The following is a 19,785-nucleotide window of genomic DNA, read 5'->3' as shown; positions in this document are numbered from 1 at the left end:
AGCCTCATGCCTCTTAAACTCAGACCTGCCATCCCGGCCGACGCCCCTGCCCTGACCGGTATTCTTCACCGCGCAAAGGCTTCCTGGGGATACCCGGAAGACAAAATGGCGGAATTCCGGGAAGCCTGGGGCATTCGTGATGCCACGATCCGATCAATCCGGATAACCGTCGCCGAAAACGAAAGCGGTCCAGTCGCCTTTTCAGGCGTGATCCCGGAAGACGAAGACACACTCCTTGTCGATTACCTGTTCGTCGATCCGCCGATGCATAAAAAGGGAATCGGTAGTCTTTTGCTGAAACGCGCCGAGGACATTGCCCGTCAGGACAGGCGCACCCGACTCCGCCTGGAATCGGATGCCCATGCCGGCGCCTTTTACGAAAAACACGGGTTTCGCATCTTCGGCACCCGCCCGAGCGAAATGTCGCCCGGACACGACATTCCTCTCATGGAAAAACGGCTCCCCGCATGTGTGCACGCCCTCTCGCGTGTCGATTTGACGGTCATCGACCGGCCCTGGCGTTTCGAGACTGAAAACGAGAATGAAATTGCGGCCCATTTTGAGGAGGCACGGAAACGGATCTCGCTCCTGTGGAACGGCCGGACGCTGAAACTGACGGAATTTTCGTTTCAAAACGGGGTCTTTGAAGGCTGTTGTTCGGAAAGCTCCTACGCGGCGCACCTTGCTTGGCGGGACTGGGGCGCACCTGATGCCGCTGCTTTCAACCTGTTTGGTTCGGCCATCATCCGAAGCCGGTGCGGTGCGCTGCTTTACGGTGTCATGGCGCCCCATACGGCAACCGCGGGAATGATTTATCCGCCGGGAGGCAATCTCGATCTGAGCGACGTCACGCCGGACCGCAAGGTGGACGTGATCCAGGCAATTGACCGGGAACTGGAAGAAGAGACTGGACTGCGCGGTGAAACACTGCAGCGCGCCGAATTGCTGGCCGCCTTTGATGGACCGCGCATTTCCATCGCACGCGTGTTCGACTGCGGCGTGGATGCCAGTGATCTTCGCGGCAGCATCCTGGCGCATTCGGCCGCATCGGCCGAGCAGGAATTGTCAGATATTCGCATCATACGTTCGCGCGCCGATCTTGAAGACCCGGCGATTGTGTCGTTCGCCCGCGAAATTGCAGACACTCTGTTGCGGTGACCCGGGGCCTGGAGACCGGTGCGGTGAATTTGAAGTTCGCATCATTGCTGCAGCAGTCTCCGAAGCGAAGTTCAAATTCGTAAACCGCACCAGAAATATAGACTTGCTAGTCACCTTCTTGAATCTGAAGTTCGTTCGAAGCTCGCTGCAAACTGAGTCGTACTTCAGATTCAGGTGACTAGGGTCCGGACCGGAGCCCCCCGGTGAACCGTCAAGGGTTTGTTCACCAAGAACACGCTGTAGGGACTGGCGGGACCCGGCTAGAAATGCAAAAGTCCGCTCACCCCGGTATGAGGGGTCAGGTTATTCTCCAGGGAGAACAGAATATGGGCCGCCGCTACGCGATCTTGGATGTCTTCACAAACACACTTCTGGCAGGAAATCCGCTTGCGGTGGTTTTGGATAGCGAAGATCTGAGCGACGCGCAGATGCAGAAGATCGCAGGTGAGTTCAATCTCTCCGAGACAGTGTTCGTGTTTCCGCCCGAAAACCCGGGCCAGACCGCCAGCATGCGGATCTTCACCCCGAAAATGGAACTCCCTTTCGCGGGACATCCGACCATCGGCACCGCGATCCTGCTGGCGACCGAACGCTTTGGCGAGGTTGACGGCGAACAGGATGCGGTCGTTGTTCTGAAACAGAAAATCGGCGCTGTGCGCTGCGCCGTCATCCTGAAGCAGAACGCAGCCGGCTTCGCCGAATTCGACGTGCCCAGCCTGCCGGAACCGGCCGGACCGACGCACAATATCGAACTCATCGCTGCAGCCCTCGATCTCGAGCCGACCGATATCGGCTTTGAAAACCATGCGCCGTCGCGCTTTCAGGTCGGTCCGCCCTTCAACTTCGTGCCGGTGCGCGACCTGGATGCCCTGTCCAGGGCAAAGCCGGTCAGCGCCATGTGGAAGGCCGGCTTCGGCAAGAATGACCACAACCACGCCTATATCTACTGCCGTGAAACCCGCTCGCATGACAGCGCCTTTCATGCGCGGCTGTTTGCCCCGGACATGGGCATTCCCGAAGACCCGGCAACAGGTTCGGCAGCCGCGGCCTTTGCCGGCGTCGTCAATTTCTATGACGGCCTGACGGAAGGCACGCACCACATCCGTATCGAACAGGGCTTCGAAATGGGGCGGCCTTCGCTGATCGATCTTGAGATCGATATCGAGCATGGCGGCATGCACGCCGTTCGCATCGGCGGTCAGGCGACCCTCGTGGCCAGGGGTGAGCTGTTCGTCTGACGAAACCGGTCAATCCGCTTCGCTGCCGACTGCAGGCTGGGTCTCGCTGGCTTTCCGCTGCTCTCTCGCGTTCAGGATCCCTGGCAGCACGACGCCGGTGATGATGAGCGCGCCTCCGATCAGGATATCCGGGGTCATTTCTTCACCGAGCGCCACATAGGCAATCGCGAAGGTGAAGACCACCGAAAGGACGGCGAGCAACGCCGCCGTTACGGTCGAAACGGTCGCCATCGCCTCGTACCAGAGATAATATCCGAATGCCGTGGACAGGACGCCGAGCAGGACGAGCAGGAACGCATCCGTCGCGCTTGCCTCCAGAGGATAGAACAGCAGGCTGGGCGACAACACGGCGGCGCTTGGCAGGAGTATCTTCAACAGGACTTCCATACGGTCCATGGTCGAGCGGGTCTGCTTGACCGCCCGCGCGCTTCCGACAATGAATATCGCCCAGGATATACCCGCACCGAGCTCCCAGAAATCGCCGATGAGGCTCTCTCCCGCTCCCGCGTCGAAATCGTGGCGCACGGTGAGGTAAACCCCGGCCAGGGCCAGACAGGTCGCAAGCACGTCGAACCATCGCACCCGTTCAACACCGGCGATCACCAGGAACAGCAGCACGAAGAAAGGTGCCGTGTTTTCCAGAACCATCGCGTTCGTGGCGCTGGTATGCTCAAGACCGATATGAAAGGTGATGTAGTTCAGCGTGAACCCGGTGCTGGCAAGCAGCGTGAAACGGTCCAGCCGGAACAGGTTCAGCCGCCGGCCGGACAGTTTCAGCATGACGAAAATGACGAAGCAGGCGATCCACAGGCGGAAGACAGCGATCTGAAGTCCATGCAGATCGCCCGTCAGATACCTCACGATCACGGAGTTGGCGCCCATCAAAAAGGCGGCAATAAATCCAAAACACAAGGCGATTGCATAAGGTCTCGTCATCGAGAGCCATGGTAGCGCCTTGCCAGAGGCGCGGCAAACCGGCTTGCAGATGTTTGCGGGAGCGAAAGCTGTGTTCCGGGCAGTCTGGCGGCAACGGGTGTCCTGCCGCCAGACTGTTTTTCCAGGACCGCAAAAGTTACTCCGCAGCCTCTGCCGGTGCCTGTGGTGCCGTCTTCTGCCAAGCCGGCAGAGCTTCCATGCGTTCCAGCCAGGCCAGGACCCTGGGAAACTCAAGCAGGGGCACTTGGGACCGCGGATGGAGCGCCAGGGCCGAGTGGCTTCCGACGGCGAAGTCGGCAACCGTCGGCGTGTCTCCCAGAATGAATTCGCGGTCAGCCAGATGACCTTCCAGAACGGCCGCGAAACGGCGGAAATTTTCCTGTCCGGACGCAACTTTCTCTTCATCGACGGGCCCCAGACCGAACACCTGTTTGGCGACGGTTTCCCAGACGATCTCGCCAAGCGCACGATTGAAATGCTGCACTTCCCAGGACATCCAGCGAAGCACTTCGATACGCAGCGCATTGTTCGACGGGCAGAACGTCTCCGCATTCTGCCTGTCCGACAGATAAATCATGATCGGATTGGCTTCCCAGAGCTTGAGATCACCGTCGACGAGAACGGGCACTTTCACATTCGGGTTGATGGCCTTGAACGCCTCGGTCTGGTGCTCCCCGGCAAACAGATTGAAGTTTTGAATCTCGGTTTCGCCCTCCAGCCCGAGATGATGGATTGCAGCCAGAACACGCCGGCAATTGGGGGACAGATCGGTCAGATAGAGTTCCATGATTTCAGCTCCTGTGTGCGCCGGACCCAGGATCATCCCGCCGGCGATGTCGAGCTCCTCACCCCTGGGGTGACTTTACTCAACCATTTAGTTGACTATAATGGAATTCAGTGATAGTCAACCAAAAGGTTCACTTTATGACTGTGCAGCAAATGGCCCAACTGGACGCGACATTTTCGGCATTGAGCGATGGAACAAGACGCGCGATCGTCGCGCGCCTTGCAGATGGCGAGACGACATTGTCAGACCTTGCCGCTCCCTTCGACATGTCGCTGACGGCCGTGTCCAAACATCTCAGGGTCCTGTCCGATGCCGGCCTTGTCGATATCGAAAAGCGCGGCCGCACGCGGCACTGCCGTCTGCGCGGAGCCCCCATCAAGGAAGCCGTTGACTGGTTGAGCAAGTACGAATCCTTCTGGATCGATCGGTTCGACGCCCTCGCCCGCCATCTTGCCAAAGAGGAGAACGACACATGAGCGTTCAGGAGATCGACAAGCAATTTCTCAAATCGGAACCCGGCCAGGAGCCTGTCATTGTGGAAGGCCTGTTCCGGGCCGCGCCTGCGCGCGTGTTCCGCGCCTTCACCGAACCCGATGAGGTGCAGAGCTGGTTTGTGCCGAAATCAGGCGGCCTCGTCTCGGTCGACATCGATCTCAAGGTCGGCGGCAGATGGCGATTCGTCATTGAAAAAACACAGGAAAAGCAGATCCACTTCGAGGGCGAGTATCTCGCCATAGACGCACCAAAAAGGCTCGAATTCAGCTGGCGCCACGTCCAGGAATTCGCCGACGGAACGCGGGAAGCGACCGACACCTCTCAGGTTGCGATCACGTTCACCGAGGCCGGCAAGGCAACCGAAGTGAAGCTGCGCCACGAGGCGATCAAGACCGAAGATGCACGGCGCGGCGTCGGTGGTGGCTGGGACGGCTGCTTCAGACGGCTTGCCGAGATCACGATCGCGTAGCGTCCATTCCCGAGGAGAAAGACATGACACATCCGCAATTCGTCAACCGGCAGGACTGGCTCGCCGCGCGCAAGGCTCTGCTTGAAAAGGAAAAGTCCTTCACTAGGGAACGCGACGCGCTGTCCGCTGCCCGAAGGGAATTGCCGCTTGTTCTGGTGGAGAAGGACTATGTCTTCGATACGGAAGACGGCCGGAAATCCCTCGCGGACCTGTTCGGACCACACCCGCAGCTTGCCGTCTATCATTTCATGTTCGGGGAAACCTGGCAGGAGGGCTGTCCGAGCTGCTCCTTCTGGGCAGACAACTACGACCGCCTCGACACGCATCTGGCTGCCCGCGGAACGAGACTGATCGCCGTTTCGAATGCGCCGCTGGAAACGCTCCGCGCCTACAAGTCCCGCATGGGCTGGAGCTTTGACTGGGTCTCCACGGCAGGAAATGGCTTCGGGGTCGATTTCGGCGTCACCTTCCCCGACAAGAAGGACCCGACCGGCCGGGGTTACAATTACAGCGGCAACGACACGGTGCATTCCGAAGAGCTGCCCGGCGTCAGCACCTTCCTGAAGCTCGACGACGGCCGCGTCGGCCACAGCTATTCCACTTATGGCCGGGGTCTCGACATTCTCAACATGGCCTACAACATCCTGGACCTGACCCCGATGGGACGGCAGGAAGACGATCTGCCCTACCCCCAGGCATGGGTGCGCCGGCGGGACATGTATCGCGGGGATGCCTAGGTCGGCTTCCGAAACCACTCCGCGCGTTCCGGGTATCGAAGATAGCGGGCCGCGCTTGGCCGCGGCCGCTGTTCCGCCGGAGACAGGCAACCGTCGAGCCGCGAGCCCGGCCCGGGACTGCGAAATCAGCCCTGCCGGTTGGCCTGAGACCGGAAGTCGCGTACGCTTTGGCGGGTGGTGGCACCCCAGAGACTGCAAATTAGCCGTTTATTGAATTGAAGCGTTGCTTGCTTTCGAATGCCGAACCCTGCTTTTGGGGAACGCTCGACAATGAACGAATTTGGCTTGCTCAAAAGAGCAAGGAGGCACCGGACACTGTTTTGAACGACTTCGCATGAAGACTTATATTTTGGCGACATCGCTGCTGCTTCTCGCATCCACTCCCATTCTCGCGGATGACATCAGTCATGATTTCAAGTGCTTGCGCACGTACAACGGCTGGAACGATGTTAACGCGATCGTCAAGCGAGACGTGAAGGGATTTTGTTTTCACTACAATTCGATGGAATTGCCCAAGCAACCCGGCGTTCATGTCTTCGATCTGACAACGGAGCGCGCGATGCTCTCCGTGGAGTGTGAAATCGACGACTTGAAGGACATCGAACCTGACCCCGGTTTATGTGTTCATGTTGTCGCGGGAGATGGCTGGGGCGGCGTGAGAGGCCGGCACATCCTCATGCTCAAGTCTTGCCACATCGAAAGCACCCACTCGTGCGACGATCGCTAGCCATTTGTACAAAAAGGTCTGGTGGGACAATCTGAAAAACAGATCGCCGCGCCGGGAGCACTTGATCAGAATTCGACCTGTGTACAGCGTGCTGGCAATCAACTGATCTGAACTCGACTTCACGTCTTGTAATGCGGGTGAAGTGCTTCAGTGCCCGTTAAGCTTCCCCGGCCACCTTATCATGATCCAATGGTATGGGATGGACAAAAGGAGAAGGTCATGGATGTTGGACCAGCAGGTGCAGTACCGGCCAGCACACAAGCACTGAAATCGGAAGCTTATACATCGAACCCGACCGCGCCGGGTCAAACCGAGACGTCCGAAAGCGAGGCGTCCACAGCGTCCGGCACTCCGGCGGCTCCACCGCCGGGTCTTGGCGAGAGCGTAGATATTCAGGCATAGCCGGCCAACCGGACACCGAACCGGGTCCCGACAGTTTCGTGGGCAGGTCATCGTTGGAGAGAAACAGAAAAGCCCGCCAAACCGGCGGGCTTTTTTCTTGAGCCTAGGCTCAGATCACGAAGACCGAAACTAACGCGCTCCACGCAGGTACTTGTTGGCATCGCGGAACGAGCGATAGAGCTTCGATGGGAGCCAGCTGAGACGCGACCGATTATAGGTCAAGCCGTCGCGGACAAGCAGGCAATGTGCTGTGTGTAAATTCATTTTATTCCTCCTTGTGTCCAACAATAGCGCACATAGTGCACCTAAGCAAGAAATTCAATATTTGACGGTTAATGAAATTCATTAAATTTTATCAATGAGTCAGCCAAAGAAACCGTTAACAGGAAGAAAGCTGCCGGGCTTTTGCACCGCCGGCATGCATGCGGGGCCCGCGCATTTCGGGAATGCTCTCCCGGCTGCATTTTTCGTGCAAGGCTCCCGTTCCGGTCGGCAAGGACAGCCGATCGTGTTCATGACAGAAAACCTGCCAGGCCTCTTTGAAAAGATCCGGTTCTGCCGCATCGGAAGACGGCAGCATGGGGGGAAGATCGCGCTCAAAAAGACATCGGCTTCGCTCCTGAAAGCGAAGCCGCCATGCCTAGGGCACGGACTATTTTTCTATGACGCTGAGCAGGTCCGGATTGCGCACGAGGTTCCTGACACCATGCGCGTATTCCTCGTTGAAGATGTTTCCGCTCAGCCAGTAGTCCACGGAGGCGATGGACACTTTGGCGACCTTCGGCCTCACGCTCCAGGTCACCTGGAAGGGGGATCCTTTTTCGTTGTACCCCGGTCCTGTTGTTGACCCGGCGTACTGCACAGGCGCCCCCGTGTCGGTCGGAATGTTCGGCGCCTGATGAAAACCGCCCACGACGCCCACCCGGGTGAGCTTGACGAAGTCGAGTGCCTGATCATCGTTGACCAGGACATAAACCTGCGCCTCGACGCGCAGTTGCGGGTTGTTGACCGCTTCGCTCAGGCAGGAGCCAAGTGTCGGACCCGGATCGACCTTTGCGGTCGTGAAGACATAGTGAACCTCGATCGTGTCGCCCGGCTCCAGATCGCCGTGATCACTGGACCCGACCTTGTAGTCAAGCGGTTCAAGTTCGGCATCGGTGAGGGCGCCGTTGTACTTGTAACCGGTCCCGTAGCCGTGTCCGTCGCCGTTGCCGGCATAGGTCGTGAATTCGCCGCCCCGGTGTTCCGCGCTTTCGTGAAAGTGAATGTTACAGAGATTCATATGCGCCCTGGGCGGCGCGGCAACGAACAGTCTCGGATTGGCCCCGTCAACGGCACCGATGTCGCGTGGAGACTGGGGTCCGAACCCGGCACCGCTGGTTTTTTCGGCCAGTGCCTGTCGCTGATGCGCGATGACCTCGTTGGAAGCTGCGGCGCTGCCGCCTTCGGAAGCTGTTGCACCGCTGGTGATGGCGCACGCGCAAACAAGTGCCGCCGCCGTGGCATGGGATGTTTTCATAAGGACACCTTTCAATGTCCCCCACACGAACATAGTTATAAGTGCCAGTGACGAAAATTCCAATCTTCAAGTTGCAAAGCCGCCGCTGAAATGAAGGCCTCGACCTTCAAATACCCATAACGTCTTGCAACCGGCTTCGACCTGCCGTAAGAACGATCCCGTTAACCACCTGCTCACGCTTTTCCGTCAGGCTGGGTGGCTGAAACGCTGTAACGACCGAAGGCCCCGTTAAGACCCATGATCGCGCCACGCGACATCACCGGTTCTAGCTTCGACGCGCTGAAAGAGCGCGGCGGCCTCATTCTACTTGGCGATCTCCTCCTTCTTAGATGCCCCTGAGCGTCGGCTGATCCGTGTTTTGAACGAGCGGAACGGGCACTTAGGGGAGAGACTTCAAATCACCGCCTTACGAATTCCGGATCGCGCCCGTGTTCAAACCTGCAAAAGCCATTTGGAACCGCCGATCCAAGCCAGGGACGAAATGACATGACTGCCACCCAAGAGACGGACCATATCCGCATCTTCGACACCACCTTGCGCGATGGCGAGCAGTCGCCGGGCGCCTCCATGACGCTGGAGGAAAAGCTGCAGATCGCAGAGATCCTCGACGACATGGGCGTGGACATCATCGAAGCCGGGTTTCCGATCGCCTCGAACGGCGACTTCGAAGCCGTGAGCGAAATCGCCAAGCGGTCCAAGAACTCGGTGATCGCGGGTCTGGCCCGCGCCATCCATGCCGATATCGACCGGTGCGGCGAAGCCGTCAAGCATGCCAACAAGGGCCGCATCCACACCTTCGTGTCTACCTCACCGATCCATCTGAAGTTCCAGATGAACAAGTCGCAGGACGAGGTGATGGACATCATCACCGACACGGTGACCCGCTCCCGCAACCTGATCGACGACGTCGAATGGTCGGCCATGGATGCCACCCGCACGCCGATCGATTACCTGTGCCGCTGTGTGGAAGCCGCCATCAAGTGCGGCGCGACGACGATCAACCTGCCCGATACGGTCGGCTACGCCACGCCGGACGAATACAAGGCCATGTTCGTCGAGATCCGTGAGCGTGTGCCGAACAGCGATCAGGCCGTCTTCTCCGTCCATTGTCACGATGATCTGGGCCTGGCGGTCGCAAACTCCCTGGCCGGCGTCGCCGGCGGTGCGCGGCAGATCGAATGCACCATCAACGGACTGGGCGAGCGGGCCGGCAATGCAGCGCTGGAAGAGATCGTAATGGCGATCCGCACCCGCGGCGACATCCTGCGCTACACCACCCAGATCGACCCGCAGTTCATGGTGCGCGCATCGAAGATGGTTGCCGGTGCATCGGGTTTTGCCGTCCAGTACAACAAGGCGATCGTCGGCAAGAACGCCTTTGCCCACGAGAGCGGCATTCACCAGGACGGCATGCTGAAAAACGCTGAAACCTACGAAATCATGCGTCCGGAGGATGTCGGCGTCAAAGCAACGTCGCTGGTCATGGGCAAGCATTCCGGCCGCCATGCATTCCGCGACAAGTTGCGCGAGTTGGGCTTCGAACTGGGCGACAACGCCCTGCAAGACGCCTTCCGACGCTTCAAGGATCTCGCCGACCGCAAGAAGCATGTCTATGACGAGGACATCGAGGCGCTGGTCGAGGATGAAATCAACATCCTGGGCGAAAGCACCAAGGTGATTGCCCTGACGGTGATTGCCGGCACCGGCGGTCCTCAGAAGGCGATCCTGACCATGGATGTCAACGGTCAGCACATCACCAAGGAAGCCACCGGCGACGGTCCCGTGGACGCGACGTTCAATGCAATCAAGGCGATCGTTCCCCACGAGGCGACGCTGTCGCTCTATCAGGTCCATGCGGTCACGGAAGGAACCGACGCGCAGGCGGAAGTCTCCGTGCGGCTGGAAGCCGAGGGCCGGATCGCCACCGGCAAGGGTGCGGACACCGACACCCTGGTCGCCTCCGCCCGGGCCTATGTCTCCGCCATGAACAAGCTGGCTTTGCGTCAGCAGACCGGCAACCCCGGAGCGCTGCAGGCTGTTTGAGGCTTAACGCGCGGCACTGCCAGCAACATCAAGTCAAACCGCCCCGGTCCAGGGACCGGGGCGGTTTTTGTCAAGGTGAAAGGGTCCGCATCAGCTCGGGCGCGCTGAAGACAATTGTCCTGTCCGGCGAAGCCGATGCCTTGCCTTTTTTTGTCTATTTGCAGAGCTTGCCTGAGTACCGCACAAGCCCCTGAAGATCGTAGGGATCTCTCAGATCGACGAGGCCATAGCTCTTGAAGGTGCCGCTATAGTCGGCGAGTGTTCCCCGGCCCATGTCCTCTTGAACCTCATACGTGATTTCGATCATGTAGCGGCCCGGCCTTCCAGGAACCTCTGTCAAGACACCGGTGTCCTTGGTAAAAATGGCGCCGCCGTCCGACCGGCCGAAGTAATGCTCCAGCTCCATTTCCAGACCTGTTTCCGTGACGCGCTGCGACAGGATCTTGCCCGCGGCATTTGTCACCGTGCCCATCAGGGTCGCGGATATGATCACGGGCTGCCCCCTCCCTTCAGAGAAGAAGTTCGGAATCGCCACACCGCCCATATCCAGGCACTCCTCGGCCTGAGCGGTCGACGCCAACAGGATCAGGCCCACGGTCGCCAGGGATTTGCGTACAAGTTTCATATCAATGGTTTCCTGCTCTATGCCGCCGGGGGATCAACCCCGGGCGATCTCCGCGTTCAGTTGTGCGTTGGTCATGGCCTTGCCGTCGAAGTTCCAGGTCCCGTCCACGGTGTGCACGACGTTGGAAAAAATGCGCTCGTGGGGCACATTGCCTCGCGCCTCATCAGAGATGATTTCCGTCGCTTCCTTGAAAAAACCCACCTGGACTTCACGATCCGCAAAAGCGAAAGACGGCGTTTTGCACTCCAGCCAGACTGCTTCGACGGGCTTACCGCCGGACAAGGCGCCCGTTTTCGGAAGGGACTGGATCTGCATGGTGACGTTTGAAGACATCGCATTGTTGTCTGCAAGGCCGTGCCATTTCAGGAAGGCCTCGGTGATCCTTCGCCCCGCGCGCAAACCTGCCTCCGGGGTCAGCACACCTTCCGTGTAGCTCAATGCAAGCGGCATGATCGTTTCCTTTCTTCTCATTAATATAACGTTCGTTATATTTCTCGACAGAACCTATTTATGTAACGATCGTTATTTTGTCAATGTTATATAACGATCGCTATTTTAAATGAGAGAAACGATGGCAAAACAACAAGCTAGAAAAGCCGAGACCCAGAAGGCTCTGATAGCGGCAGCAAGCCGTTCCTTTCGCGCCAAGGGTTTTGCGGGTGTTGGTGTCGACGGGATTGCAAATGAAGCCGGGGCCACCTCCGGGGCGTTCTATGCTCACCTGGGATCGAAGGATGGTGCTTTTCTGGCGGCACTTAAGCTGGGTCTCGATGAAGTGATCGAGGCTGTTCCGGACTATCAGAACCGCTTTGGAAAGGACTGGCCGGAAGCCTTTGTGCACTACTATCTGGGGAGCGCTCATCGCAAGGATCTCGCCTGCGGCTGTGCCATGACCGCCCTGTCGCCCGATGTTGTCAGGTCAGGCGTTGAAACCCGCGAACTCTATGAGGAAAAAATGCAGACGATCGCGCGGCTCGTTGGCAGCGGATTGGAGGGTAGCAACGAGGCGGAACGCCTTCAAAAGGCATGGGCTTTCTTGAGTATTCTCATCGGAGCCCTCACGACGGCCCGGGCCATGGCAGACGAGAAATCGGCGCAAGCCGTTGCCGATGCCGCACGCCGTGCAGCACTCGCCATTGCAGGGTAAGACGATTGCAGATCACAGGTGCCGGACATCCCGAGCTCGAACGAAGCGTTTCAATCAGGAACCACTTCAGCTTTCAAACGCTTGTTCAACAGGGCCCCAGATCAACCCGCTTGATCCGGTAGAACGAGCACGGAACACCGTGTTTTTCCCTGTCGAACCAGTGCCTGAAACCGGTCTTTTTCATCACGTGCTGCGACGCCTGGTGATCAGCATGCGCATAGGCGATCAGGAAGCTGTTGTCCGGGTTTTCGAAGAACCAGCGCGTCAGCGCTCCGGCAATTTCCGAGGCATAACCTTTGCCCCAGGCGGAGCGTTTGAGGCTGTAGGCAAGTTCATGCCCGTCGGGATCGCTCATCCAGTCTATGCCGGCGCGGCCGACATATTCGCCCGTGCGTGTGGTCAGCTTGCGCCGGCCAAAGCCCGAGCCGTCATTTCGGTCGATGAATTCGAGCAGCCGGCTCTTCACTTCGTCGCCGGTCATCGGCCGCGGGCCGGGTGAATGGTACCGGTTCACGTCCGGATCGGAATGGTGTTCGAGCAGAGACGGAAAATCCGCCTCCTCGAACGGTTCCAGCCGGAGACGCTTCGTTTCAAGAATCAAGTCTGACAAGGCAGTTGGTCCGGAAGAAGGTGGAGCGCATGCGGACAAAGCGCGCTATCGCTGAGGAATGCCAGATCGCGGCCGGCAAGCTTTCGCGATCCGTCAGGCGCTCATGAGGTAGGACTGCATCGACGGGCTGAAGAGCTGGAAGACATCGGCCTGCATGCCTTCGATCTTCTTGCTTTCACGATGATTGAAGCCGACATCCTGCACCACGTCGCGCATAGCCCTATTGTCGGTCCGCACGACTGCAACGAGATGCGAGAAATAGGTGTTTTCGAAGAACCAGCCGGTCAATGCCGTACAGAGCCGTTTTGCGATCGTGCCGTCCTGATCGAGAATCTCGTTGGAAAGGCAATAGTTCAGACTGATCTCGGAAGTTTCGCTGACCGGCGTGAAGCCCGCCCATCCAAGGAAACGCCCATCCTCGGCAACGGCTTTCCACTTGGCAAACCCGAGTTCAGCCTGGTTCTGAAGCGCGGAACGGACAAGTTCGGCCGCGTCGGCGGACAGGGAACCTGTCGAGAATTCCGTATAACGATTACCAAAGAGGTCGGAGCGAAGGTTTTTGACGAGATTAATATCGGACGGGGAGAAGGGAACAAGCCGCACTGAGCCGCATTCGAGAATAATCGTCTGCACCATGGTCCTCCTCTGAGATCAGATCTTGTCAGGCGGTTTCCTGCCGGGGCGAAGAAACTTCCGGAAACGAGTGCCGGACGCTTAACCCTGAATTGTGCCAACTCGAAGGCATACAAAAGTATAAGGTCAAAAACGGCAAAAATATATGCGTATTCCCAACAGGTTACCGTAAAACTCCATGCTGCAGCGCACCGCCTTTAAGTTGACTAGGTGAAATTATGGCTGTGCAATGATCTCATCTGCCCCGATTCCCTGCGACGGATCAACTCGTTGCCAGTCCGGCATCTGGTTGCGGAACCAGGTTTCCTGACGCTTGGCGTATTGCCGCGTCGCAACAGTGAGCCTGTGGACGGTTTCTTCAAAACCCGTCTCTCCGGACAGGAAGTCTCGAATCTCACCCACGCCGATCGCCCGCATGGCGGGCAATTCCGGTGACAATCCTTTCGCCAGAAGCGTTCTGACTTCACCGATTCCCTCATCGCTCAGCATGAGGCGGGCACGCTGCTCGATGCGCTCATGCAGCCAGGGGCGCGGTGGTGCCAGAACAACCCTGACGCATTCGTCCGTGGCAAGAAACGGCGCTGTCTGCGCGGACACCTGCCACGCGCTCAGCGGTTTGCCGGTCGCGACGATCACCTCCAGCGCCCTGGAAAGGCGCTGTGGGTCGTTGAGTACCGCCGCAGCCTCCCGGTCCCCTTCCCGTACCAGGGCATTGCGCAATCCTTCCACGCCTTCGCGATCACCAAGTGCACGCGCGTCCCGGCGAACTGCCTCGGGTATCTCGGGCATATCGGCGAAGCCTTCGGTCAGTCCCTTGAAGTAAAGCCCGGTTCCGCCGACGACAACGGGCACCTTGCCTTCGGCTCTCAGACCGGTGATCTCCTCCGCCGCAAGACGCAGCCAGGCCCCGGTCGAGAAAGCCGTCGACGCCGGCAGGATGCCGTAGAGCCGATGTGGCGACATCTTCTCTTCTTCCGCGCTCGGACGGGCGCTCACAACGCGCAGATCTTCATAGAGCTGCATGGAATCCGCATTGACAATCACGCCATTGCACCCCGCCGCGACTTTGAGCGCGAAAGCGGACTTGCCGCTCGCGGTCGGTCCGGCTATCAGGATGGCGCGGCCGTTGCCAGGCTGCTTGCTTTTGCGTTCCAGGGATGCGTCCATGTCTTTTGTTGCCACTTTGGTGTCTACCCCGACGGCCCCGGCTGTCGATCAGGATCTTGTCCGCCGGGTCTCGGAGGCTCTGGGACAGACAACTGCCGAGACGGTCCTGAGCCCCGGTGTCGCAGCCGACATCCGCTTTGAGGCTGCCGACGCAACCGCGATTGCCGCCGCCTCATCCAGGATACGAACTGTCATCGGCGCGGCGCCGGTCGACGTCTTTGTGCAGCCAGAAAGGGATCGCCGCAAGCGCCTTTTGATCGCCGACATGGATTCCACCATGATCCGTCAGGAATGCATCGACGAATTGGCGGCGGAGCTCGGGCTGAAAGAGAAGATTTCCGGGATCACCGAGCGCGCCATGCGGGGCGAAATCGATTTCGAGCCTGCCTTGCGTGAAAGGGTCGGCCTGCTTGCAGGCCTCTCCGTTTCCGCGATCGATACCGTGCTCAGCAACAGGATCGTGCTGATGCCCGGTGGCCGGACGCTGGTTCAGACGATGAAGGCAAACGGCGCTTATTGTGCACTCGTGTCAGGCGGCTTCACTCACTTTACCAGGTCCGTTGCCGCCATGATCGGCTTCGACGAGAACCAGGCAAACACGCTCCTTGAGGAAAACGGCAAACTGACCGGTAAGGTCGCCGAACCCATTCTCGGACGCGATGCCAAGCGTGAACGCCTGGAAGAACTTGTTGCCGACAAGGCCATCGAATTCAGCGAGACGCTCGCGGTTGGTGACGGGGCAAACGATCTCGCGATGATCGAGCGCGCCGGTGCCGGCGTTGCCTATCGCGCCAAACCCGCCGTCGCCGAGGCCGCCGATTTCCGGGTGGACCACGGTGACCTGACCGCGCTCCTGTACCTGCAAGGCTATGCGGAAAAGGACTTCGTTCTCAGCTGAACAAACCGGATCCACGCTTGCGTGGTGGCAAGTGCCGGAACCAAAAAGGGCGCCACAGCGGACGCCCTTTTTTTCCAAAACCGTCAGGCTCTATTCGTCTTCGATCCGCACCGGTACGAAACGAACGTCACCCGTGGGATTTGACAGAAGCAGCAGAGCGGAACGCCGTCCGTCATCCTTCAGCTTGCCGATCTCCGACGCTACGTCAGCCGGTGTTTCGACCGGTTCCTGCGCGACTTCCTTGATCACATCGCCCGCGGTAATCCGTTTTTCGGCAGCCGACGTGTCTGGCAGAACTTCGGTCACCACAACACCGGTTACATCGGCATCAATGGAAAACTGCTCGCGCAGCGTGTCGTCCAACTCGGCCAGCATCATTCCCAGAACCTCGCTTTTCGCTGCAGGTTCCTCGGCCGGCTCTTCGTCTTCCGTCACGCTTGCCTGTGTCGGCGTGCTTTCTTCCAAGCGCTCGAGGATCACGTTGATCGTGACTTCCTCGCCCTTGCGCAGGACGACGACCTCGACTTCCTTGCCGATCGCGGTCTCAGCCACCATGCGCGGCAGTTCACGCATTTCCTCAACTTCATTGCCGTCAAACTTGATGATGACGTCACCGGCCTCGATCTTCGCCTTTGCCGCGGGACCGTCCTCGGTGACACCGGCCACCAGCGCCCCCATTGCCTCGTTCATGGCCAGGCTCTCGGCGATTTCGTCGGTGACTTCCTGAATGCGGACACCCAGCCAGCCGCGCCTCGTTTCACCGAACTCGCGCAACTGGTCGATGACGCGCATGGCGGTCTTCGCCGGGATGGCGAAGCCGATCCCGATGGAACCGCCGGACGGCGAAATGATCGCGGTGTTGATGCCGATCACGTTGCCCTGCATGTCGAACAGCGGACCACCCGAGTTGCCGCGGTTGATGGAGGCATCGGTCTGGATGAAGTTGTCGTAAGGGCCGGAATTGATATCCCGGTTCCGTGCGGAAACGATCCCGACGGTCACTGTACCGCCGAGGCCGAACGGGTTGCCGATCGCCATCACCCAGTCACCGACGCGGATCGTGTCGGAATTGCCGAAATCGACGGCTTTCAACGGGGTTTCCGGTTCGACCTTCAGCACGGCCAGATCGGTCTTCTCGTCCGTTCCGATGATTTCTGCCCGCAGCGCGGTGCCGTCATTGAAGTTGGCGGTGATTTCGTCGGCGCCTTCGATCACGTGATTGTTGGTGATGATGATGCCTTCGGTCCCGTCGATCACGAACCCGGAGCCGAGCGACTGCACCCGGCGCGGCGCCTGTTCGTTGTCCCGGTTCTGCCGATTGAAGAATTCCTCGAAGAACTCCTGGAACGGAGATCCGTCCGGCACCTGCGGCATAGGCACCGACCTGCGACCCTGTACGGTCTGGGCGGTGGAGATGTTGACGACCGCGTCCGCGAGATTCTCCGCGAGGTCCGCGACCGACACCGGTCCCTGCGCCTGCGCGGTCTGAACGGGCTGAAACGCGATCATTCCGCCAAGCACGAGGCCCGCCGCGGCAAACGCGATCCGGGACATGCGACGGCGAACAAAATTTGGAGCCATAGGGCTTTCTCCTCATCCCTTCCGGTACAGCTGCCTGACAATGAAGACAGCCGGAACTTCTAACGACGTTTAGTCCAGAATATAGAACGGGCGGGAGATTTTTGCCCCTCCCGCCCGGAAACTTTTCGTTATCCGCGTATGATCCACACAAATATGAGGCCCAGAACGGCCACGACAATGCCTGCAACGCGCAAGGTCTGATCCGATGTTTCCAGAGCGCTCCGCATCATGCTCTTCATGCCGCCGGGCATGAGCGCATAAAGAACGCCTTCGATAACCAGAACCAGGCCAAGCGCGGTTACAAAGTCATTCATTGCGCGGCGAGTGAGGGCGACCGGGTCGAGATCCCTGTCCCGCCGTCGTCACCGCTTCCAGCCGGTGCGTTCACGCCCGTCGGGTCCTTGAAGAACCGGAAGAAGCTGGAATCGGGAGACAGCACGAGGCTGGTGTCACCTGACTGCAAGCCGGCTTCATAGGCCTGCATGGACCGGTAGAAGGCGAAGAACTCCGGATCGGCACCAAAGGCTTCCGCGAAGATCCGGTTCCGTTCCGCATCGCCGTCACCGCGAATGATTTCCGCATCGCGGTTGGCTTCAGCTTCGATGACCGTCGCATCACGATCGGCACGCGAACGGATACGGCGGGATTGCTCTTCACCCTGTGCGCGGATTTCCGTCGCTTCCCGCTGACGTTCCGTCTGCATGCGGGCATAAATCGCCTGCGAGTTGGCATCGGGAAGGTCCGCCCGGCGGATCTTCACGTCAATCACCTCGATGCCGAGTTCCTCAGCATTGGCACTGACGTCGCGGCGGATGTTGTCCATCACGCCGGAGCGGTCGTCGCGCACCAGCGCCACGAAGCTGGTCCGGCCGACTTCCGAACGCAGCGTGGACTGCAGCAGTGTCGACAGACGCCGGTTGGCCGTCAGCACGTTCTGAACACGCTGGTAGAACAGAACCGGGTCGGAGATCCGGTAGCGCGCGAACGCATCCACGATCAGCCGCTTCTTATCCGAGGAAATCGGCTCAAGCGGCGGCATGTTCAGGTTCAGGATACGCTTGTCCAGATAGACAACGTTCTGAACGAACGGGATCTTGAAATAGAGACCGGGCTCGGTCTTCGGAGCTTCCGTGATCTGACCGAAGCGCAGGACAAGCGCCTGCTGGGTCGGATTGACCACATAAACCGAGAGGTAACCGACAACGGCAACGACGGCGAGAACAATTACGAGAATACCGCTACGCATGATCAGTTACCTCCTGTCCGCGTGGCGGGCGCGCTGCCGCCTCTGTTCAACTCGTTCAGCGGCAGGAACGGCAGAACGCCGGAGCCTGAAGTATCGCTGTCGATGATGATCTTGTTGTTGGATCCGAGGACCTTCTCCAGGGTCTCCAGATAGAGACGTTCACGCGTCACGTCGGGAGCCTTCTGGTATTCCTCGTAGATCTTGCTGAAACGCTGCGACTGACCGGTTGCTTCCGCGATGGTCTGGTCCTTGTAACCGTTTGCCTGTTCCAGAACGCGCGCGGCCTGACCGCGCGCTTCCGGCACGATCCTGTTCGCGTATGCTTCCGCTTCGTTGCGGATACGCTCCTGGTCGGCCCGGGCAGCCTGAACGTCACGGAACGCCTCGATAACCTGCGCCGGCGGGTCAACCCTCTGCATCTGCACTTCGGCAATCTCGACACCGGCGCGATAGGAGTCGAGCGTCGTCTGCATCAGTGTGGCGACGTCGTTCTGGATCGAGACGCGGTTTTCGGTCAGGATCGCATCGATGTTGGACCCACCGACGACTTCACGCATCGCGCTTTCCGCGACCGCTTTCACCGTGGCTGCCGGTTCCTGGATGTTGAAGAGATAGTCGGTGATCCCGTCGGTCGTGTTCTTGACACGCCACAGCACCTTGAAGCCCACGTCGACGATGTTTTCATCGCCTGTCAGCATCAGGCTTTCTTCCGGGATGTCGCGTGCGCGCACCGCACCGGACGTCGAGAATGTCTCGTCCACGCCGACCGTGGTTTCACGCTGGAGTTCGACTGCAGGCTTGTAGACGTCGCCAATCGGGTAAGGAAGATTGTAGTTCAGACCCGGAGAGGTAATCCCGACAACGTCGCCGAGAACCAGCTCGACACCGCGCTCGCCTTCGTCGACCGTGTAGATGCCCGTGGCCAGCCAGCCGACAATGCCGATGCCGATCACGATCAGGACGCCTGCGAAACCGATGCCGCCACCGCCGCCGCCGGGCAGAACGGTCTTCATGCGGTCCTGGGTCTTTTTCAGCAGTTCTTCAAGGTCCGGCGGGTTGCCACCGCCGCCTCCACCCCGGTTCGGGCCACCGCCCCAGGGTCCGTTGTTGTTACCGCCGCCGCCGCCGCCCCATGGGCCGCCATTGTTTCCGCCACCCTTCCAGGGGCCACCGCCGCCTGACTGATTGCTCCAAGGCATCAAGACTTCCTTCTGTGAACTCCGGCGTCAGCCGCCGGACATGGGCTTTCACCCGTTCTGACTCACCGTTGGTTATAGGGAGGTTACCGGATGCTTTCAATGCGAAGATCGGCATACTTTCCGCGTAAAACCCATGTGTTTTCCCGTGCCGCAGGTGGTGCGCAATTG

At 59.2% G+C, this 19,785-nt stretch carries 22 protein-coding genes; 9 read left to right on the top strand and 13 right to left on the bottom strand.

The features are described from left to right. Positions 1-6 precede the first annotated feature (6 nt). Positions 7-1,158 (top strand): GNAT family N-acetyltransferase, encoded by a 1,152-nt coding sequence (locus ACO08A_RS19950; RefSeq protein WP_422037684.1) that lies wholly within the window; start codon positions 7-9, stop codon positions 1,156-1,158. A gap of 326 nt (positions 1,159-1,484) precedes the next feature. Continuing rightward, positions 1,485-2,396: a PhzF family phenazine biosynthesis protein gene (locus ACO08A_RS19945; RefSeq protein ID WP_422037683.1), complete on the top strand. Its 912-nt coding sequence runs from the start codon at positions 1,485-1,487 to the stop codon at positions 2,394-2,396. A 9-nt stretch (positions 2,397-2,405) separates the two neighbouring features. Here the strand turns inward: ACO08A_RS19945 and ACO08A_RS19940 are convergent, their stop codons facing one another. Further along, on the bottom strand, positions 2,406-3,332 hold the full coding sequence (locus ACO08A_RS19940; RefSeq protein WP_422037682.1) for a DMT family transporter: 927 nt from the start codon (positions 3,330-3,332) through the stop codon (positions 2,406-2,408). Between the two features lie 136 nt (positions 3,333-3,468). Then, positions 3,469-4,119 carry a glutathione S-transferase family protein gene (locus tag ACO08A_RS19935; RefSeq protein ID WP_422037681.1) on the bottom strand — a complete coding sequence of 217 codons (651 nt, stop codon included), beginning with the start codon at positions 4,117-4,119 and terminating at the stop codon, positions 3,469-3,471. 152 nt (positions 4,120-4,271) lie between these two features. Here ACO08A_RS19935 and ACO08A_RS19930 point away from each other — a divergent pair, with 152 nt between their 5' ends. The 4 genes from ACO08A_RS19930 to ACO08A_RS19915 all read left to right on the top strand — a co-directional run bounded on the left by ACO08A_RS19930 (position 4,272) and on the right by ACO08A_RS19915 (position 6,547). Next, positions 4,272-4,595, top strand: a complete 324-nt coding sequence (locus tag ACO08A_RS19930; protein WP_422041785.1) for an ArsR/SmtB family transcription factor — start codon at positions 4,272-4,274, stop codon at positions 4,593-4,595. Continuing rightward, a complete protein-coding gene (locus ACO08A_RS19925) occupies positions 4,592-5,083 on the top strand; it encodes an SRPBCC family protein (RefSeq protein ID WP_422037680.1) in 492 nt (163 codons plus the stop codon). Before ACO08A_RS19930 ends, ACO08A_RS19925 begins: the two co-directional genes overlap by 4 nt. 23 nt (positions 5,084-5,106) lie before the next feature. Beyond that, a complete protein-coding gene (locus tag ACO08A_RS19920; RefSeq protein WP_422037679.1) occupies positions 5,107-5,820 on the top strand; it encodes a DUF899 domain-containing protein in 714 nt (237 codons plus the stop codon). Positions 5,821-6,154: 334 nt separating this feature from the next. Then, on the top strand, positions 6,155-6,547 hold the full coding sequence (locus tag ACO08A_RS19915; protein WP_422037678.1) for a hypothetical protein: 393 nt from the start codon (positions 6,155-6,157) through the stop codon (positions 6,545-6,547). A 531-nt stretch (positions 6,548-7,078) separates the two neighbouring features. On the opposite strand, the gene ACO08A_RS19910 is transcribed toward ACO08A_RS19915, so the two are convergent. Further along, a complete protein-coding gene (locus ACO08A_RS19910; protein ID WP_421984065.1) occupies positions 7,079-7,213 on the bottom strand; it encodes a hypothetical protein in 135 nt (44 codons plus the stop codon). A gap of 388 nt (positions 7,214-7,601) precedes the next feature. Beyond that, positions 7,602-8,468 carry a delta-class carbonic anhydrase gene (locus tag ACO08A_RS19905; RefSeq protein WP_422037677.1) on the bottom strand — a complete coding sequence of 289 codons (867 nt, stop codon included), beginning with the start codon at positions 8,466-8,468 and terminating at the stop codon, positions 7,602-7,604. A 486-nt stretch (positions 8,469-8,954) separates the two neighbouring features. Here ACO08A_RS19905 and ACO08A_RS19900 point away from each other — a divergent pair, with 486 nt between their 5' ends. Then, positions 8,955-10,511: a 2-isopropylmalate synthase gene (locus ACO08A_RS19900; RefSeq protein ID WP_422037676.1), complete on the top strand. Its 1,557-nt coding sequence runs from the start codon at positions 8,955-8,957 to the stop codon at positions 10,509-10,511. A 154-nt stretch (positions 10,512-10,665) separates the two neighbouring features. Here ACO08A_RS19900 and ACO08A_RS19895 read toward each other — a convergent pair whose 3' ends face one another. After that, positions 10,666-11,136, bottom strand: coding sequence for a hypothetical protein (locus ACO08A_RS19895; protein WP_422037675.1), 471 nt, complete (start codon positions 11,134-11,136; stop codon positions 10,666-10,668). Positions 11,137-11,169: 33 nt separating this feature from the next. Further along, complete coding sequence (locus ACO08A_RS19890) at positions 11,170-11,586, bottom strand: 4-oxalocrotonate tautomerase (protein WP_422037674.1); 417 nt, start codon at positions 11,584-11,586, stop codon at positions 11,170-11,172. A 121-nt stretch (positions 11,587-11,707) separates the two neighbouring features. On the opposite strand from ACO08A_RS19890, the gene ACO08A_RS19885 reads away from it, so the two are divergent. Then, positions 11,708-12,283 carry a TetR/AcrR family transcriptional regulator gene (locus ACO08A_RS19885; protein ID WP_422037673.1) on the top strand — a complete coding sequence of 192 codons (576 nt, stop codon included), beginning with the start codon at positions 11,708-11,710 and terminating at the stop codon, positions 12,281-12,283. Between the two features lie 85 nt (positions 12,284-12,368). Here the strand turns inward: ACO08A_RS19885 and ACO08A_RS19880 are convergent, their stop codons facing one another. From ACO08A_RS19880 to miaA, 3 genes are all read right to left on the bottom strand, one after another. After that, the gene (locus ACO08A_RS19880; protein ID WP_422037672.1) at positions 12,369-12,893 is read right to left on the bottom strand and encodes a GNAT family N-acetyltransferase; all 525 of its coding nucleotides are present in this window, start codon (positions 12,891-12,893) and stop codon (positions 12,369-12,371) included. Between the two features lie 93 nt (positions 12,894-12,986). Further along, positions 12,987-13,529: a GNAT family N-acetyltransferase gene (locus ACO08A_RS19875; protein ID WP_422037671.1), complete on the bottom strand. Its 543-nt coding sequence runs from the start codon at positions 13,527-13,529 to the stop codon at positions 12,987-12,989. A gap of 213 nt (positions 13,530-13,742) precedes the next feature. Then, positions 13,743-14,693, bottom strand: a complete 951-nt coding sequence (miaA, locus tag ACO08A_RS19870; RefSeq protein WP_422037670.1) for a tRNA (adenosine(37)-N6)-dimethylallyltransferase MiaA — start codon at positions 14,691-14,693, stop codon at positions 13,743-13,745. Here miaA and serB point away from each other — a divergent pair. Further along, the gene (serB, locus tag ACO08A_RS19865) at positions 14,692-15,591 is read left to right on the top strand and encodes a phosphoserine phosphatase SerB (RefSeq protein ID WP_422037669.1); all 900 of its coding nucleotides are present in this window, start codon (positions 14,692-14,694) and stop codon (positions 15,589-15,591) included. The two genes, miaA and serB, sit on opposite strands and share 2 nt — an antisense overlap. A 90-nt stretch (positions 15,592-15,681) precedes the next feature. Here the strand turns inward: serB and ACO08A_RS19860 are convergent, their stop codons facing one another. The 4 genes from ACO08A_RS19860 to hflK form a co-directional block, all read right to left on the bottom strand. Next, a complete protein-coding gene (locus tag ACO08A_RS19860; RefSeq protein ID WP_422037668.1) occupies positions 15,682-17,172 on the bottom strand; it encodes a Do family serine endopeptidase in 1,491 nt (496 codons plus the stop codon). A gap of 128 nt (positions 17,173-17,300) precedes the next feature. Then, the gene (locus ACO08A_RS19855) at positions 17,301-17,486 is read right to left on the bottom strand and encodes a DUF2065 domain-containing protein (RefSeq protein ID WP_421984076.1); all 186 of its coding nucleotides are present in this window, start codon (positions 17,484-17,486) and stop codon (positions 17,301-17,303) included. Then, positions 17,483-18,418: a protease modulator HflC gene (gene hflC / locus ACO08A_RS19850; protein ID WP_422037667.1), complete on the bottom strand. Its 936-nt coding sequence runs from the start codon at positions 18,416-18,418 to the stop codon at positions 17,483-17,485. Before hflC ends, ACO08A_RS19855 begins: the two co-directional genes overlap by 4 nt. Before the next feature lie 2 nt (positions 18,419-18,420). Then, complete coding sequence (gene hflK, locus ACO08A_RS19845; protein WP_422037666.1) at positions 18,421-19,617, bottom strand: FtsH protease activity modulator HflK; 1,197 nt, start codon at positions 19,615-19,617, stop codon at positions 18,421-18,423. Positions 19,618-19,785 lie beyond the last annotated feature (168 nt).

Source organism: Roseibium sp. (genome assembly GCF_965232425.1).
Classification (GTDB): Bacteria; Pseudomonadota; Alphaproteobacteria; order Rhizobiales; family Stappiaceae; genus Roseibium.
Note: the sequence above shows the minus strand (reverse complement) of the source record. Positions and strands in the feature narration are given on the sequence as shown.

Coding starts and splice junctions, on each gene's coding strand:
- ACO08A_RS19950 (WP_422037684.1), top strand. CDS start 7: ATGCCTCTTAAACTCAGACCTGCCATCCCGGCCGACGCCCCTGCCCTG.
- ACO08A_RS19945 (WP_422037683.1), top strand. CDS start 1,485: ATGGGCCGCCGCTACGCGATCTTGGATGTCTTCACAAACACACTTCTG.
- ACO08A_RS19940 (WP_422037682.1), bottom strand. CDS start 3,332: ATGACGAGACCTTATGCAATCGCCTTGTGTTTTGGATTTATTGCCGCC.
- ACO08A_RS19935 (WP_422037681.1), bottom strand. CDS start 4,119: ATGGAACTCTATCTGACCGATCTGTCCCCCAATTGCCGGCGTGTTCTG.
- ACO08A_RS19930 (WP_422041785.1), top strand. CDS start 4,272: ATGGCCCAACTGGACGCGACATTTTCGGCATTGAGCGATGGAACAAGA.
- ACO08A_RS19925 (WP_422037680.1), top strand. CDS start 4,592: ATGAGCGTTCAGGAGATCGACAAGCAATTTCTCAAATCGGAACCCGGC.
- ACO08A_RS19920 (WP_422037679.1), top strand. CDS start 5,107: ATGACACATCCGCAATTCGTCAACCGGCAGGACTGGCTCGCCGCGCGC.
- ACO08A_RS19915 (WP_422037678.1), top strand. CDS start 6,155: ATGAAGACTTATATTTTGGCGACATCGCTGCTGCTTCTCGCATCCACT.
- ACO08A_RS19910 (WP_421984065.1), bottom strand. CDS start 7,213: ATGAATTTACACACAGCACATTGCCTGCTTGTCCGCGACGGCTTGACC.
- ACO08A_RS19905 (WP_422037677.1), bottom strand. CDS start 8,468: ATGAAAACATCCCATGCCACGGCGGCGGCACTTGTTTGCGCGTGCGCC.
- ACO08A_RS19900 (WP_422037676.1), top strand. CDS start 8,955: ATGACTGCCACCCAAGAGACGGACCATATCCGCATCTTCGACACCACC.
- ACO08A_RS19895 (WP_422037675.1), bottom strand. CDS start 11,136: ATGAAACTTGTACGCAAATCCCTGGCGACCGTGGGCCTGATCCTGTTG.
- ACO08A_RS19890 (WP_422037674.1), bottom strand. CDS start 11,586: ATGCCGCTTGCATTGAGCTACACGGAAGGTGTGCTGACCCCGGAGGCA.
- ACO08A_RS19885 (WP_422037673.1), top strand. CDS start 11,708: ATGGCAAAACAACAAGCTAGAAAAGCCGAGACCCAGAAGGCTCTGATA.
- ACO08A_RS19875 (WP_422037671.1), bottom strand. CDS start 13,529: ATGGTGCAGACGATTATTCTCGAATGCGGCTCAGTGCGGCTTGTTCCC.
- serB (WP_422037669.1), top strand. CDS start 14,692: ATGTCTTTTGTTGCCACTTTGGTGTCTACCCCGACGGCCCCGGCTGTC.
- miaA (WP_422037670.1), bottom strand. CDS start 14,693: ATGGACGCATCCCTGGAACGCAAAAGCAAGCAGCCTGGCAACGGCCGC.
- ACO08A_RS19860 (WP_422037668.1), bottom strand. CDS start 17,172: ATGGCTCCAAATTTTGTTCGCCGTCGCATGTCCCGGATCGCGTTTGCC.
- ACO08A_RS19855 (WP_421984076.1), bottom strand. CDS start 17,486: ATGAATGACTTTGTAACCGCGCTTGGCCTGGTTCTGGTTATCGAAGGC.
- hflC (WP_422037667.1), bottom strand. CDS start 18,418: ATGCGTAGCGGTATTCTCGTAATTGTTCTCGCCGTCGTTGCCGTTGTC.
- hflK (WP_422037666.1), bottom strand. CDS start 19,617: ATGCCTTGGAGCAATCAGTCAGGCGGCGGTGGCCCCTGGAAGGGTGGC.